Annotated in this window: 2 protein-coding genes; both read left to right on the top strand. The window is 36.1% G+C overall.

Annotated features, from left to right (window positions below):
* Nucleotides 1-6 precede the first annotated feature (6 nt).
* Nucleotides 7-14,997, top strand: a complete 14,991-nt coding sequence (locus WJM97_RS02160; RefSeq protein WP_353931424.1) for a non-ribosomal peptide synthase/polyketide synthase — start codon at nucleotides 7-9, stop codon at nucleotides 14,995-14,997.
* 29 nt (nucleotides 14,998-15,026) lie between these two features.
* Nucleotides 15,027-18,491 (top strand): aminotransferase class III-fold pyridoxal phosphate-dependent enzyme, encoded by a 3,465-nt coding sequence (locus tag WJM97_RS02155; RefSeq protein WP_353931423.1) that lies wholly within the window; start codon nucleotides 15,027-15,029, stop codon nucleotides 18,489-18,491.
* The last annotated feature ends 18 nt before the right edge of the window (nucleotides 18,492-18,509 follow it).

Here is an 18,509-nt window from a genome sequence, read left to right as displayed (position 1 = left end):
AACTTTATGAAACTAGAACTTAACAAAACCAACCGCCAAAATATTGAAGATATTTATCCCTTGTCACCAATGCAAGAAGGGATGTTATTTGAAAGTTTATATGCACCAGAAGAGGGAGTATATTTTGAACAAATTACCTTTACATTTAATGGTGATATAAATGTAAAAGCATTTGAAAAAGCATGGCAACAAGTGGTAAATCGTCATGCTATTTTTAGAACTGCATTTATGTGGGAATCTGTCAATCAACCTGTACAGATAGTTTATAAACAGGTAGATATTAATATTGATTTCCAAGACTGGAGAGAGTTATCACAACCAGAGCAAAAAGAGCAATTAGAGGAATTTTTAGTTGCAGAAAGTAAAAAAGATTTCCAACTTGCTCAAGCACCATTAATCAGATTATATTTACTACAATTAGCTGAAAATAAATATCAATTTATTTGGTGTCATCATCATATATTACTTGATGGTTGGTCTTTACCCATAGTTTTTAAAGATTTATTTGCATTTTATCAAGCAATTATAGATGGAGTAACTTTAAAATTAAAACCTGCTGTTAAATATCGTAATTATATTGCTTGGTTAAAACAACAGAAAAAAGATTTAGCACAGGAATTTTGGCAGCAACAATTACAAGGTTTTAGCGCACCAACTCCGTTAGTTGTAGATAAATTATTTTCATCTTCAAAACAAGACAATGGTTATTTAGAAAAAGTTGTTTTTTTGACAGATGAAAAAACCATAGCATTAACAGAATTTGTCAAAAAACATAAGTTGACAATGAATAATCTTCTCCAAGGTATTTGGAGTTTGTTATTATCTCGTTATAGTCAAGAACATGATATAGTTTTTGGTTCTACTGTTTCTGGTCGTCCTCCATCTTTACCTGATGTAGAATCAATGGTGGGTTTATTTATTAATACCTTACCTGTAAGAGTTAAAATTAATGAAAATAGTGATGTTTTAAGTTTGTTAAAAAATTTACAACAGCAACAGGTAGAAAGTGAACAGTATTCTTATTGTTCGTTGGTAGAAATTCAAGGATGGAGTGATGTTCCTAGAGGTAATGGGTTATTTGATAGTTTAGTTGTCTTTGAAAATTACCCTCTTGATGCTGCTGGAGAAGATGATGGTAATTTAAAAGTAGAGAATTTCCGAGGAATTGCACATACTAATTTTCCTTTAGTAATTGCCGCTGGACCTGGTGACAGGTTATGGTTGAGAGTAAGTTATGATAGCAGTAGATTTGAGGATGATACTATCAATAGAATGTTAGGACACTTGCAAACTTTGTTAGTTGCAATAGTAAAAAATCCTCATATCATCATTAAGGAATTACCACTTTTAACAACAGCAGAAACACAACAGTTATTAATTGACTGTAATCAAAAAAATATAGATTTTTCTGTTAATGAATGTATTCATCAATTATTTGAATCACAAGTTAATAAAACTCCTGATGCAATTACAGTAGTTTATGAAAATCAACAATTAACTTATTTTGAATTAAATCAAAAAGCTAATCAATTAGCAAATTATTTAATTTCTTTGGGTGTGAAACCTGATACTTTGGTGGGAATTTGTGTAGAACGTTCCCTAGAAATGATGATAGGTATTTTGGGAATATTGAAAGCGGGTGCTGCGTATGTTCCCTTAGACCCTGAGTATCCCCAAGAACGTCTGCACTTTATTTTACAAGATGCTCAAGTTTATACACTGGTTACTCAAGAGTATCTAGTAAATAAATTACCGGAAAATACAGCTAAAGCAGTTTACTTAGATACTAACTGGAATTTAATTTCTCAGTGTAGTTGTGAGAATCCAGTCACGGAAGTAAATAATGCAAATTTAGCTTATGTGATTTATACTTCTGGTTCTACAGGAACTCCCAAAGGTGTGTTAGTCAAGCACTGTAATGTGACTCGTCTGTTTGCAGCTACACAATCTTGGTATAATTTTAATTCTGAAGATGTATGGACTCTGTTCCATTCCTATGCTTTTGACTTCTCAGTGTGGGAAATTTGGGGTGCTTTACTATACGGTGGAAAACTGGTAGTTGTACCTTATTTAGTAACTCGTTCTCCTGAGTCTTTTTATCAGTTGTTATCTGATGAAAAAGTGACTGTTCTCAATCAGACACCTTCGGCTTTTAGTCAGTTAATTGCTGTAGAAGAGTCTAGAAATCATGCTCAAGCTTTAAATCTGCGGTTGGTGATTTTTGGTGGTGAAAGTCTGGACATTAATAGTTTACAACCTTGGTTTGAGCGTCATGGTGATAAATCACCGCAGTTGGTGAATATGTATGGAATTACGGAAACTACTGTACACGTTACTTATCGTCCTTTGAGTCAGGATGATTTAGGTCGTAGTGGAAGTGTAATTGGTCGTCCTATTCCTGATTTACAGGTTTATGTTTTAGACCAGTATTTGCGGATTGTCCCTGTGGGTGTTCCTGGGGAAATGTATGTTGGTGGTGCGGGTGTGACTCGTGGTTATTTAAACCGTTCTGAGTTGACTGAGGAAAGATTTATTCCCCATCCGTGGTTGTCAGATTCTGGGAATGTTCTGTATAAGACGGGTGATTTAGCTAAGTATTTACCCGATGGTGATTTGGAGTATTTGGGTAGAATTGACAATCAGGTAAAAATCCGGGGTTTCCGGATTGAATTGGGTGAAATTGAGGCGATGTTAAGTCAATCAGAGGATGTCCAAGCTTGTTGTGTGATGGTGCGGGAAGATACACCTGGTGATAAACGTTTGGTTGCTTATATTGTCGGCCAAAATCCACAGAGTTTGAGTGTGAATACTCTTCGTCAATTCCTCAAAGACAGGTTGCCTGATTATATGCTGCCTGGTGCTTTTGTGGTTTTGGATGCTTTGCCTCTGACTGCTAATGGCAAAATTGACCGTCGTGCTTTACCATCACCAAGTATAAACACTGAAGGAGAAAATAAATATGTAGCTCCACGCACCGCTACAGAAGAAATACTGGTCATGATTTGGTCGCAAGTGCTAAAAGTAGAACGTGTGGGAATTTACGATAATTTCTTTGCACTGGGGGGACATTCACTACTAGCAACTCAGTTAATATCACGTATCCGTAGCAGTTTTCAAATAGAGTTACCCTTACGCAATTTGTTTACTACTGCGACTTTAGCGGAACTAGGGGAATTAATACAACAACAACAGCAGCAAAAAGCAGATATAACTTATACTCCCATCTTACCAAGAGCAGCCGAGGAAGAGTTACAGCTTTCTTATGCACAACAACGGTTATGGTTTTTGGATCAATTAGAACCTAATAGTTCTTCATATAATATACCTATAGGTTTGCGTTTGCAAGGAAAATTAGAAATTGCCGCTTTAGAAAAAAGTTTTACTGAAATAATTAATCGTCATCAAGCATTACGAACTAACTTTATAGCAGGGAACGGAACAGCCGCACAAATTATTCATACAGCCAAAAGCTGGAAAATCTCATTAATTGATTTACTAAATTTATCACCACAAGCACAAGAGAAAAAAGTTCAGGAATTAGTCACAGACCAAGGAATTAACCCTTTTAATTTAGCTAATGAATCCTTAATTAGAGCCACATTAATAGTTTTATCAGAGACAGAATATATATTAAGTATTTGCATACATCATATCGTTGCTGATGGCTGGTCAATGGGTGTGTTTATAGATGAATTGATGGCATTATATAATGCCTATATTCAAGGTCAAGAATCTCCATTGGAAGCATTACAAATACAGTATGCAGATTTTGCAATTTGGCAAAGAAACTGGTTACAAGGAGAAGTCTTAGACAGGCAATTAAATTATTGGGAAAAACAATTAAAAACAGCACCTACATTTCTAGAATTACCCACAGATAGACCTAGACCAGCAGTACAAACCTTTGCAGGAGCATATCAAGAATTTACACTATCAGCAGAATTAACAGACAAGTTAACAAAACTGAGTCAACAGTATGGTGTGACTTTGTTTATGACTCTTTTAGCAGGGTTCAAAACCTTACTATTTCGCTACACAGGACAAACAGATATTTTAGTAGGTTCTCCCATTGCTAACCGTCATCATAGAGAAGTAGAAGGGTTAATTGGGTTTTTTGTAAACACATTGGTATTGCGGACAGATATTTCTGGTAATCCTAAATTTAACGAATTATTGACTCGCATTCGTTCAACCGCATTATCAGCATACACACATCAAGATTTGCCTTTTGAAATGCTGGTAGAAATTTTGCAACCAGAAAGAGACTTGAGTCATTCACCATTATTTCAGGTGATGTTTATTCTCCAAAATGCACCGATGTCAGAAATAGAATTGACTGGTTTAACAGTGAATTCCTTAGCAATAGAAACTGCTACAGCTAAATTTGATTTAACCTTGTCAATGAAAAATACTGCTACGGAATTAGTGGGAGTTTGGGAATATAACACTGACTTGTTTGATAGTAGTACAATTACAAGAATGACAAGTCATTTTGTGAATTTATTAGAAGCCATAGTAGTTAATCCTCAAGAGCAAATTAATCAATTACCATTCTTGAATCCAGAGGAGAAACAACAGTTATTAGTTGCATGGAATGATACAGAAAAAGCATATCCCCATGAACAATGTTTACATCAACTATTTGAAGAACAAGTTAAGACAACACCAGATTTTATTGCAGTAGAATTTGGTGAACAACAACTAACTTATCAACAACTAAATAGTCGCGCGAACCAACTAGCAAATTATCTCATTTCCTTGGGAGTGAAAGCAGATGTAGTAGTGGGAATATGTGTACAACGTTCTCTAGAAATGATAGTGGGGATATTAGCAATATTAAAAGCCGGTGGTGCGTATTTACCCCTAGATCCCGAATATCCCATAGAACGTTTACAGTTCATGGTAGAGGATGCAAACATACCCGTTTTAATCACCCAAACATCATTAAAATCACAATTTAATCAATATCAAGGTCATACCATCTGTGTAGATACGGATTTATCAGTAATTTCCCAATACAGCGAAGAAAACACCAACCCCCAAGTAAAATCAGAAAACTTAGGATATGTAATTTATACATCTGGTTCTACGGGTAAACCCAAGGGTGTGGCCATGAGTCAATTAGCATTAGCTAACTTGATATTCTGGCACGTTGACGAATTAAAAGTTACCAGTGAAAAACGTACCTTACAATTCTCCCCATTAAGTTTTGATGCTTCCTTCCATGAAATGTTCACCGCTTGGCATTCTGGCGGTACATTGGTATTAATTACCGAAGAAATGCGCCTAGATGCGGTAGCATTGCTAGGTTTCATAGAAGAGAACAGAATTCACAGATTATTTATTCCCTTTGTTGGGTTGCAGCAAATAGCAGAAGTAGCAGTCAGTCGGGAATTCTTCACCAGTCATTTACAAGAAATCATTACCGCTGGGGAACAGTTACAAATTACTCCTAGCATTGCCCAATGGTTAAGTAAACTTACTAATAACTGCACCCTGCACAACCACTATGGCCCATCGGAAACTCATGTAGTCACAACCTATACCTTAACAGGGACAGTGGAAACATGGCCATTACTACCTCCTATTGGTCGTCCCATTGCTAACACCCAAGTTTATATATTGGATAAACAATTACAACCAGTACCAGTAGGAGTACCGGGGGAATTATATATTGGTGGTGTAGCTTTAGCTAATGGATACCTGAACAGACCGGAATTAACCGCTGAAAGATTTACAATTAATCCTTTTGATGAAAATTCACGGTTGTATAAAACAGGTGACTTAGTTAAGTATTTACCCGATGGCAACATTGAATTTTTAGGACGCATAGATAACCAAGTCAAAATCCGTGGTTTCCGTATCGAGCTAGGAGAAATAGAAGCGGTATTAAGTCAGTATGAAGACGTAGAAGGATGTTGTGCGATCGCCCGTGAAGATATACCCGGAGATAAACGTCTAGTAGCTTACGTAGTCGGTGCAAATACACTGACAAGTAGCAACTTACGGCAATTCCTGCAAGGAAAGCTACCAGAATATATGCTACCGACCGCCTTTGTCATCCTCGCAGAAATGCCACAAACCCCCAGTGGTAAAGTAGATCGTCGTGCCTTACCTGCGCCAGATGTCCAGAGTGAAATTACTGAAACTTATGTAGCACCACGCACTGCCACAGAAGAAATACTGACATTAATCTGGGCAGAAGTATTAAAAATAGAAAGAGTAGGAATTACAGATAACTTCTTTGAACTAGGAGGACATTCATTATTAGCAACACAAATAGTATCGAGAATTAGTAGTAGTTTCCAAATAGAAATACCACTGAAAAACATATTTACAGCACCGACAATAGAACAACAAGCACAAATAATAGAACAGACACAAAAAAAACAAACAAAAACCCAAAAAACTCCCATCAAACCCAGAATAGAAAAAACAGAAATACCTCTATCTTATGGACAGCAGCGGTTATGGTTTATAGACAAACTAGAACCAAACAGTGCATCATACAACCTACCAGCAGCATTAAAACTACAAGGTGAATTGTCCATAGAAGCATTAGAAAAAAGTTTCCAAACAATCATAAATAAGCATGAATCATTAAGAACAAACATCAAAGAAATAGCAGGAAAACCACAACAAATAATTCACCAAAAAACTAACTGGAAAATATCAACAATAGACATAAAAGCCTTATCAATAGAACAACAACAAAAAGAAACCAAAGCAATAATTAACCAACAAACAAATCAACTATTTAACCTAGAAAAAGACAGTTTAATTAGAGCAACATTAATCAAACTTACAGAAACAGAAAACATCTTCACATTGTGTATGCACCATATAATTTCTGATGGGTGGTCAATGGGTGTGTTTATAGAAGAATTAGTCACAATTTATAACAGCTACATTCAAGGGAAAGAAACAGAACTAAAACCCCTACCAATACAATATGCAGACTTTGCAATATGGCAAAGAAACTGGTTACAAGGAGAAGTATTAGAACAACAAATAAACTACTGGTCAAAACAGTTAGAAAACGCTCCCACATTTTTACCATTACCCACAGATAGACCAAGACCAGCAGTACAAACCTTTGCAGGAGCATATCAAGAATTTACAATATCAAAAGAGTTAACTAATGAACTACAAAAAGTCAGTAAAGAACAAGGTGTAACCTTATTCATGACCCTGTTAGCAGCATATAACACCCTACTGTATAGATACACAGGACAAACAGACATATTAGTAGGAACACCAATAGCCAACAGAAACAGAAAAGAAATAGAAAGTTTAATAGGCTTCTTTGTAAACACATTAGTATTGAGAACAGAACTATCAGGAAATAGTAAATTTAGCGAAATATTGAATAAAACCAGGTCAACAGCATTATCAGCATATGCACATCAAGATTTGCCCTTTGAAATGCTAGTAGAAGCATTAGAAATAGAAAGAGACCTGAGTCATTCACCATTATTTCAAGCAGTATTTGCCCTACAAAACGCACCCATATCAGAAATAGAATTAACAGGATTAAAAACCAACTTATTACCAATAGAAACAGCAACAGCAAAATTTGACTTAACCCTATCAATAGAGCAAACAGAAACAGGTTTAATTGGTGGTTGGGAATACAACACAGACTTATTTGACAGCAGCACCATTAATAGAATGACAGGACATTTCATCAACCTATTATCAGCAATAGTAGAAAATCCTCAAACAGAAATAAACCAACTACCAATATTAACAGCAACAGAAAAACAGCAATTATTAATTGATTGGAACAAAACAGAAACAGAAAATAAAATAGAAAAAACAATCACTCAATTATTCACAGAACAAGTTGAAAAAACACCAAATGCTGTAGCAGTAGTATTTGAAAATCAACAATTAACCTATTCTGAATTAAATAACAAAGCAAATCAACTAGCACATTATTTAATATCCTTGGGAGTGAAAGCAGATATTTTAGTAGGAATATGCGTAGAACGTTCCCTAGAAATGATAATCGGACAATTAGGAATATTAAAAGCAGGAGCATCATACCTACCAATAGACCCAGAATATCCCACAGAAAGAATCAAATTCATCTTAGAAGATACCAAAATAAACATCCTACTAACACAACAAAACCTCAAACAAAAAATCCAAAACAATCAAACACAAACAACCTGTTTAGACACAGAATGGGAAAAAATAAATCAACAAAATCAAAAAAATCCCCACAAAGAAATAACATCAAATCACCTAGCTTACGTAATATACACAAGTGGTTCAACAGGAACACCAAAAGGAGTAGAAATAACCCATCAAGGACTAACAAACCTAATCAATTGGCATCAAAAACAATTTAAAATAACCACAGCAGATAAAGCCACCCAACTAGCAGGAACAGGATTTGATGCAGCAGTATGGGAAACATGGCCATACCTAACAGCAGGAGCAACATTACATCTAGTTAGAAAAGAAATATTAGTATCACCAGAACAACTGCAAAAATGGTTAACAGAAAATCAAATAACCATTAGCTTTGTACCCACACCAATAACCCAAGAACTATTAAAACTAGACTGGAAAAAAGAAAAAACAAAACTACGCTACCTACTCACAGGAGGAGATAAATTAACCCAAAATCCAACAAATAAAATACCCTTCCAAGTAATTAACAACTATGGACCAACAGAAAACACAGTAGTCACCACATCTTGCATATTAGAAACACAAAAACAAACATCACCAAGTATTGGAAAACCGATAGATAATACCAAAGTATACATATTAGACAGCAATCTGCAACCAGTACCAGTAGGAGTAGCAGGAGAACTACATATAGCAGGAACAGGTTTAGCAAGAGGATATTTAAACAGACCAGAACTGACAGCAGAGAAATTTATCCCTAACCCCTTTGACAACGGAAAAACCAAACTCTACAAAACAGGAGACCTAGTACGATACTTAACAGATGGAAACATAGAATACTTAGGAAGAAGCGATAACCAAGTAAAAATAAGAGGATTCAGAATAGAAATAGGAGAAATAGAAACAGCACTCAATCAAAATGAAAATGTACAAACATCAGTAGTTGTAGTTAGAGAAGACAAACCAGGATATAAAAAATTAGTAGCTTATATAGTCTCAGAAACAAAACTGAAAACAAAAGAACTGAGAAAATATTTAAAAAGTAAACTACCAGAATACATGATACCAAGTAACTTTGTATATCTGGAAAACTTACCATTAACACCCAACGGAAAAATAGACAGACGCGCACTACCAGAACCAAAAACAAACACAGAAATAGAAAAAAAATATATAGCACCAAAAACAGAAATAGAAACCAAACTAGCAGAAATTTGGCAACAAGTATTAGGAATAGAAAAAATAGGAATAAATGATAACTTCTTTGAACTAGGTGGAGACTCAATTCTCAGTATTCAAATCATAGCAAAAGCCAAACAACAGGGAATAGAAATCACATTAAAACAGCTATTTGCGAATCAAACCATAGGAGAATTAGCAGCAGTAGCAGGAACAATTAAAACCCTAGAAATAGAACAGGTCACAGTTAGTGGAAACTTCCTCTTAACACCAATTCAAAAATGGTTCTTGGAGCAAAATAGACCAGAAACCCATCACTTTAACCAAGCATTTTTACTAACAGTACCAGCAGAAATAGATAGAAATAAAATAGAGAAAACTTGGCAAGAAATCATCAATCATCATGACGCTTTAAGATTGAGATTTACAGAAACAGAAAATCAATGGAAAGCAACACATAGTGAACCAATAGAAACTTTTGAAATTGAATACTTTGATATTTCCGAAGTTACAGAAACAGAAAAAACAGAAATAATAGAAACCACAGCGGATACACTGCAAGCAAGTTTAGACCTAGAATCTAATCTAGTCAAAGTGGGATTATTTAAACTAGGAGAAAATCAACCAGGAAGACTATTAATAATAATTCATCACCTAGTAGTAGATGGAATATCTTGGAGAATATTATTAGAAGACCTAGAAACAGGATATCAACAACTAAATCAAAATCAGAAAATCCAACTACCAGCAAAAACCACATCCTTTAAAACCTGGAGTGAGAAGTTATCAGAATATGCACAAACAGAAACATTAAAATCAGAAATTGATTATTGGGTAAATAAATCAAACAGTGCAATTAAATCAATTCCTGTAGATAAAGAAGGTGAAAACACCTTATCATCAACTCAAAATATAGCAGTATCATTAAACCAAAAAGAGACAACAGCATTATTACAAGAAGTACCAAAAGCATATAAAACACAGATAAACGATATCTTATTAACTGCATTAGTGTTAGTTTTGAGTAAATGGACAAACTCAAAATCTGTGTTGTTTAATTTAGAAGGACATGGTAGAGAAGATATTTTAGATGGTGTAGAGATATCCAGAACTATTGGATGGTTTACAACCATGTTTCCAGTAGTTATAAATATTGAAAAAACAGAATTCAATAACTTAGAAAACACCATAAAATCAGTCAAAGAACAATTAAGAGAAATACCGAACAAAGGGATTGGATATGGTGTATTGCGTTATTTGAGTGAAGATAAAAGCATTAAAAAACAAATAACAAAAACACCCAAAGCAGAAATTAGCTTTAACTACTTAGGACAATTTACCCAAACATTAAATACATCATCTTTGCTATCATCTGCGGATGAGTCTAGTGGACAAGACCAAAGTTCAGTAGGTCAACGTTCAAATTTACTAGATATTAACGCTATCATTGCAGAAGAACACTTACAAATTAACTGGACATACAGTAATAATATTCATGAAAAAACAACTGTTGAGAAAATAGCGCAAGAGTTTATTACAGCACTGCAAGAGATAATAACCCATTGTTTAGAACCAGAGAATGTAGGATATACACCTTCTGATTTCCCGTTAATAAAACTCAAACAACCAGAATTAGATGGAGTTTTAGGTAAACTGGGTAAACTAAACTGGCAAAATATTGAAGATATTTATCCCTTGTCACCAATGCAAGAAGGGATGTTATTTGAAAGTTTGTATGCACCGGAAGGTGGTGTGTATTTTGAACAAATAACCTGTACTTTCAATGGTGAATTAAATATTAAAGCTTTTGAAAAAGCATGGCAAAAATTAGTCAATCGTCATTCTATTTTCCGGACTGCATTTATATGGGAATCTCTCAGTCAAGCTGTGCAAGTGGTTTATAAACAGGTAGATTTAGGTGTAGAAATTAGAGACTGGAGAGAGTTATCAGAACAACAAACAGAAATAGAAACATTTTTAGAAGAGGAAAGAAAACAAGGATTTAAACTTGACAAAATTCCATTAATGAGATTGTATTTACTACAATTAAGTGATGAGAGTTATCAATTTGTCTGGTGTCATCATCATATTTTATTGGATGGTTGGTCTTTACCTTTGGTGTTTAAGGACTTGTTTGAGTTCTATCAAGAAATAATTGATGGTGTGGAAACTGTTAATAAACCAAGTCTCAATTATCGAAATTATATTGAGTGGTTACAACAGCAAAAACAAGATGCTGCACAAGAATTTTGGCAAGAAAAACTTAGTGGTTTTGATGCACCAACTCCGTTAGTGGTTGAGAAATCATTATCAAGTCAAAAAACACAAAGTGAATATAAAGAAGAAGTTGTTTATTTATCAGTTGAGAAAACCAATAAAGCGACAGAGTTTGTGAGAAAGCATCAATTAACGATGAGTAATTTGGTGCAAGGTGTCTGGGGTTTGTTGTTGTCTCGTTACAGTCAAGAAAATGATGTAGTGTTTGGTTCTACTGTTTCTGGTCGTCCTCCATCTTTACCTGGTGTGGAGTCAATGGTGGGGTTATTTATTAATACTTTACCTGTGCGAGTTCAGGTTTCAGATGATAATAATGTTTTGTCTTTATTAAAAGAATTACAGCAGCAACAGGTGGAGTCTGAACAGTTTTCTTATTGTTCTTTGGTGGAAATTCAAGGATGGAGTGATGTGACGAGAGGTACGTCTTTATTTGATAGTTTGGTTGTGTTTGAAAATTATCCGGTTGATGCGGATACTTTAGATGATGATGGTGGTTTACAGGTTGAGAATTTCCGAGGAATTGAACATACAAATTATCCGCTGACTGTAATTTCTGGTCCTGGTGAGCAGTTGTGGGTGAAGGTTAGTTATGATAATAGTCGTTTTGATGAGGGAACGATTAATAGAATGTTGGGTCATTTTCTGACTTTGTTATCAGCAATTGTGGAAAATTCTCAAGGGGAAATTAATCAATTACCTATTTTAACAGCAACAGAAGAAAAACAATTATTAATTGATTGGAATCAAACAGAAACAGAATATCCAAAAGATAAATGTATTCATCAGTTGTTTGAAGAACAAGTTGAAAAAACACCGGATGCTGTAGCAGTAGTATTTGAAAATCAACAATTAACCTATTCTGAATTAAATAACAAAGCTAATCAATTAGCACATTATTTAATATCCTTGGGAGTGAAAGCAGATGTTTTAGTGGGGATATGTGTTGAGCGTTCTGTGGAAATGATTGTGGGTATTTTGGGTATTCTTAAAGCTGGTGGTGCTTATGTTCCTCTTGACCCTGAATATCCTCAAGAACGACTGAATTTTATTTTAGAAGATGCTCAAGTGAGTGTTTTAGTAACTCAAGAGTCACTGGTTGATAAGTTACCGGAAAATACTGCTGAAGTTGTTTATTTAGATACTGGTTGGAATAAGATTTCTCAATCAAATCAAGAGAATCCCACTACAGAAGTCAACACCTCAAATTTAGCTTATGTCATCTATACCAGTGGTTCTACAGGAACTCCCAAAGGTGTGTTAGTCAAGCACTGTAATGTGACTCGTCTGTTTGCAGCTACACAATCTTGGTATAATTTTAATTCTGAAGATGTATGGACTCTGTTCCATTCCTATGCTTTTGACTTCTCAGTGTGGGAAATTTGGGGTGCTTTACTATACGGTGGAAAACTGGTAGTTGTACCTTATTTAGTAACTCGTTCTCCTGAGTCTTTTTATCAGTTGTTATCTGATGAAAAAGTGACTGTTCTCAATCAGACACCTTCGGCTTTTAGTCAGTTAATTGCTGTAGAAGAGTCTAGAAATCATGCTCAAGCTTTAAATCTGCGGTTGGTGATTTTTGGTGGTGAAAGTCTGGACATTAATAGTTTACAACCTTGGTTTGAGCGTCATGGTGATAAATCACCGCAGTTGGTGAATATGTATGGAATTACGGAAACTACTGTACACGTTACTTATCGTCCTTTGAGTCAGGATGATTTAGGTCGTAGTGGAAGTGTAATTGGTCGTCCTATTCCTGATTTACAGGTTTATGTTTTAGACCAGTATTTGCGGATTGTCCCTGTGGGTGTTCCTGGGGAAATGTATGTTGGTGGTGCGGGTGTGACTCGTGGTTATTTAAACCGTTCTGAGTTGACTGAGGAAAGATTTATTCCCCATCCGTGGTTGTCAGATTCTGGGAATGTTCTGTATAAGACGGGTGATTTAGCTAAGTATTTACCCGATGGTGATTTGGAGTATTTGGGTAGAATTGACAATCAGGTAAAAATCCGGGGTTTCCGGATTGAATTGGGTGAAATTGAGGCGATGTTAAGTCAATCAGAGGATGTCCAAGCTTGTTGTGTGATGGTGCGGGAAGATACACCTGGTGATAAACGTTTGGTTGCTTATATTGTCGGCCAAAATCCACAGAGTTTGAGTGTGAATCAATTGCGTCAGTTTCTCAGGGATAGGTTGCCTGATTATATGCTGCCTGGTGCTTTTGTGGTTTTGGATGCTTTCCCTCTGACTGCTAATGGCAAAATTGACCGTCGTGCTTTAAAAGCTCCAGAACAACGCAATTCCGACACCTTTGTTTCTCCTCGCAATGGGGTAGAACTACAACTGGTGCAAATTTGGTCAAAAGTTCTCAAGGTTGACAACGTCGGTGTAAAAGATAACTTCTTTGACCTTGGTGGCCATTCTCTCTTAGCTTTTCATTTGATGGGTCAAATTAAGGAACAGTTTGGCAAAGATATTCCCTTAGCTGCACTTTTCCAAAGTCCCACTATTGAAGATTTGGCGATTGCCATTCAACAATACACCAGTTCTGAATGGTCTCCTCTAGTAGCAATTCAACCCTATGGTTCTCAACCACCATTGTTCTGTATTCCCGGTTCTGGCGGTTTTCCCTTCTATTTCTACAATTTAGCCCGTTTTTTGGGTGAAGACCAGCCTTTTTATAGTTTCCAAGCTCAAGGTGAAGATGGTGAGTTAGTACCCATGAACAAAATTGAGGATGTAGCAACTCGCTATATTCAAGCTATGCAAGCAGTACAACCCCACGGCCCTTACTATTTAGGTGGACATTCTTTTGGTGGTAAAGTTGCCTTTGAAATGGCACAGCAGTTATTCCGTCAGGGTGAAGAAATAGCTTTAGTCGCAATTTTGGATACTACAGCACCCAAAAAGTCTGAAAACCCAACAGAAGTTGATGATGCTACATGGTTAATTGACATTGCTAAAAGTATGCAAGTTGCCTTTGCTAAGGATTTAGAAATGGATGGTGAATCCTTGCGTTCTTTACCTTTAACCGAGCAACTCCAATATGTTCTCAACTACCTACATCGGCTTGATCTTCTCCCTCCCAATGCCGACACTAAATACGTAAATAATTTATTACAGGCGTACAAAGCTAATAGTACCGTTGAATATGTCCCACAAGACTTTCATCCTCTTCCCATTACTCTATTTCGTGCCAGTGAGTTTGTTTCCGCAGAACAGCAAACGGCTTTACCACCGGAGTTTTTAGAAGATGTGAGTTTAGGATGGAATCCCTTTTCTAGCGAACCAGTGGATGTCGAATTTGTCCCTGGTAATCATGTGACAATGATGACTCAACCCCATGTTCAGGTTTTCGCGGAAAGGTTAAAAAGTTGTCTACAACAAAAGTTGAAATCATAGATTAATAATTACAGTTAGGAGTATTTCCCATGCAGTCCAGTCAAAAAACACCAAAGATGGAACGTTCATTACACTTACTGACCCTATCAGCCAAAAGTGAACAAGCTTTATCCGATTTGGCTGTCCGTTATCAAACATTTTTACAAGATGAACCAACAGCATCATTAGCCGATATTTGTTTTTCTGCTAATACCAGGCGATCGCATTTTCAACATCGGTTAGCTATTCTCTGTCCATCCACAACCCAGTTACAAGAAACCCTAAATCATTTTACAACCGGGTCTCAACCCCCAACAGCGGTTACTGGTCAATCACCAAAAAATCCACCACCACTGGCTTTTTTATTCACTGGTCAAGGTTCACAATATATCAACATGGGTCGTCAACTCTATGAACAAGCACCCATTTTCCAGCAAATCATTGACCAAGCTAATCAAATTCTACTTCCCTATTTAGAAAAACCTCTGCTTGAGGTCTTGTACCCCAGCACTGAAGAAAATTCTCTGATCAATCAAACCGCATACACCCAACCTGCTTTATTTGCTATAGAATACGCACTCACCGAATTATGGCAGTCTTGGGGGATTAAACCTGATGTAGTTATCGGTCATAGTTTAGGGGAATATGTGGCCGCTTGTGTGGCCGGAGCTTTTAGTTTTGAGGAAGGACTAAAACTGGTAGCTAAACGGGCCAGTCTCATGCAAGCACTTCCAAAAGATGGTCAAATGGTAGCAATATTTGCCGATGCAACAACAGTACAAAAAGCTATTCAACCCTACTCGGAAAAGATATCAATCGCAGCTATTAATAGTCCCAGCAACACAGTTATTTCTGGTGTTGGTGAAGCAATAGAAGTAGTCCTGACTATTTTAGAAACCCAAGGAATTGAAACTAGACGATTGAAAGTTTCTCATGCTTTTCATTCTCCTTTAATGGAGCAAATGTTAGGAGAATTTGCCCAAAATATCAGTCAGATGCAATTTCAACCTTTACAAATTCCTTTAATTTCTAATTTAACAGGTCAAATTATCCCTCCAGGTCAAGTTTTAGATAGTAGCTATTGGTTGCGTCAAATTCGTGAACCAGTCCAATTTATGCCAGGAATGAATACTCTTTTTGAACTGGGTTATGAAGTATTCTTAGAAATAGGTACAAAACCAGTTCTTTCTAGTTTAGGTAAACATTGTCAGCAAGAAAATACAGTCACTTGGTTATCTTCTCTAACCTATGATCAAGATAATTGGCATTCATTATTTCTGAGTTTATCAAATCTGTATATTAAAGGAGCAAAGATTAACTGGCAAGGATTTGATGATGATTACTCAAGGAGTGTTTTACCCCTGCCAACTTATCCTTTCCAGAAAAAACGTTATTGGTTTGATACCCTCTCAACCAATGACAATCAAGCCAATGAGAATGGATATAAATTACCAAATAAAATATTAAATCTAAATCAACAGGAACATAATTTACAAATGACTACCATTACACCATCCCAAAAACAGGAGCTAATCCTGGGTAAGATACGTTCTTTAGTAGCTTATTTTCTCAAAGCAGCACCAGAAGACATCAACATTCATCTTTCTTTCCTAGAAATGGGTGCTGACTCAATCGCTATGTTAGATGCTATCCGCGCTATTGAAAATACTTACAACTTCAAAATTACCATTCGGCAGTTATTTGAAGAATTACCAAATATTCAGGCGTTAGCAAATCACATTGCTGATAATTTATCACCAGAATGGATTAATGCCAATTTACAACAGTTTGCTGCTAAATCAGATCCAAAAGTAGCAACACCAATACAACCAAATACACCTTTAATAATTGGGCAAAACTTCCAAGCAACAACCTCAGCAAATGGCTTAGAACAAATCATGAGACAACAGTTAGAACTTGTCTCTCAAAGTTTGTCAGCAGTTGTATCTCAGCAGTTGGAATTTTTGCAAAATAATGGTTTAGCTACAAATAATCACAATCATCAGAATAATAATTCTCCCACTAACACCCCAACCAAAAAACCTGTTGTTCCTGTCAATAAAAGCCAACCAAAACAAAATGGTAGTACACCATATATAAAGTCCCAAGTTAATGGGAAAGTTAATGGGAAATCTAATGTAAATTCTCAACTGAGTGTAGAACAAGAATGTCATTTACAAGAACTGATAAATCTGTATAATCACAAGACTCAAAAATCAAAACAGCGCTCTCAAACTTACCGTCCAGTTTTAGCAGACAGTAGAGCAGTAGCAGGATTTCGTCTTTCTACCAAAGAAATGGTTTACCCCATCATTGGAGAGAGAGCAGTAGGAGCTAAATTTTGGGATATAGATGGCAACGAGTATCTAGATATTACTATGGGTTTTGGAGTGTTGTTGTTTGGTCATGCCCCATCCTTTATTACTCAAGCAGTACAAGAACAGATGGAAAAAGGTTTACAAATAGGACCACAATCAAAACTAGCGGGAGAAGTGGCCGAGTTAATTTGTGAACTAACTGGTATGGAGCGTGTCACTTTCTGTAATTCCGGTACAGAAGCAGTCATGACAGGTTTACGTCTAGCACGTACTACCACAGGAAGGACTAAAATAGCCATCTTTTCTGGTTCATATCATGGTCATTTTGACGGCATTTTAGCCAGATCATTAAATGAACAAGTTATGGGTGTACCTTTATCGCCAGGAGTATCTGAGCATACAGTCGAAGATGTCATGGTACTAGATTATGGAAATCCTGAATCCTTAGAAATTTTACGCTCCTGTGTCCATGAACTAGCTGCGGTCTTAGTTGAACCTGTACAGAGTCGTCACCCTGACTTACAACCCCAAGAATTCTTAACAGAACTAAGACAATTAACAGCAGATAACGGATGTGCGCTAATTTTCGATGAAGTAATTACAGGTTTCCGTATTCATCCCAGAGGCGCACAAGCATGGTTTGATATTGATGCAGACATAGCTATTTATGGAAAAATAGTCGGTGGAGGGATGCCTATTGGTGTTGTAGCAGGTAAAGCAAACTACATGAATGGAATTGACGGTGGTTTGTGGGAATATCAAGACCCTTCCTACCCCCAAGCAGAAAAAACATTCTTTGCGGGAACATTCAACAAAAACCATACAGGGATGGCCGCTGCACGTTCAGTTTTACAACATCTCAAGGAACAAGGTTCTAATTTACAACTGCAATTAAATCAACGTACTGCATATTTAGCTAACACACTCAACAATTATTTTCAAGCAGAAAACGTACCCATCAAAATCATCCATTTTGGTTCACTATTTCGCTTTACCTTTTCAGGCAATTTAGATTTATTGTTCTATCACCTACTATTAAAAGGTGTTTATATCTGGGAAGGACGCAACTGTTTTCTATCTACAGCACACACAGAACAAAATATTGAATTTTTGATTCAAGCAGTGAAAGATAGTGTTGAAGAATTACGTTCTGGTGGATTTTTACCTCAACGTCTAATTAATGTAGAAAAAAACTGAACAATCAGCAAAAAATAT

Origin of the sequence: Okeanomitos corallinicola TIOX110 (assembly GCF_038050375.1) — a bacterium.
GTDB lineage: Bacteria > Cyanobacteriota > Cyanobacteriia > Cyanobacteriales > Nostocaceae > Okeanomitos > Okeanomitos corallinicola.
This window is presented reverse-complemented; position numbering and strand designations above follow the sequence as displayed.

What these genes read in the sequence shown, in the direction of transcription:
- WJM97_RS02160 (WP_353931424.1), top strand. Translation starts at nt 7, where the DNA reads ATGAAACTAGAACTTAACAAAACCAACCGCCAAAATATTGAAGATATT.
- WJM97_RS02155 (WP_353931423.1), top strand. Translation starts at nt 15,027, where the DNA reads ATGCAGTCCAGTCAAAAAACACCAAAGATGGAACGTTCATTACACTTA.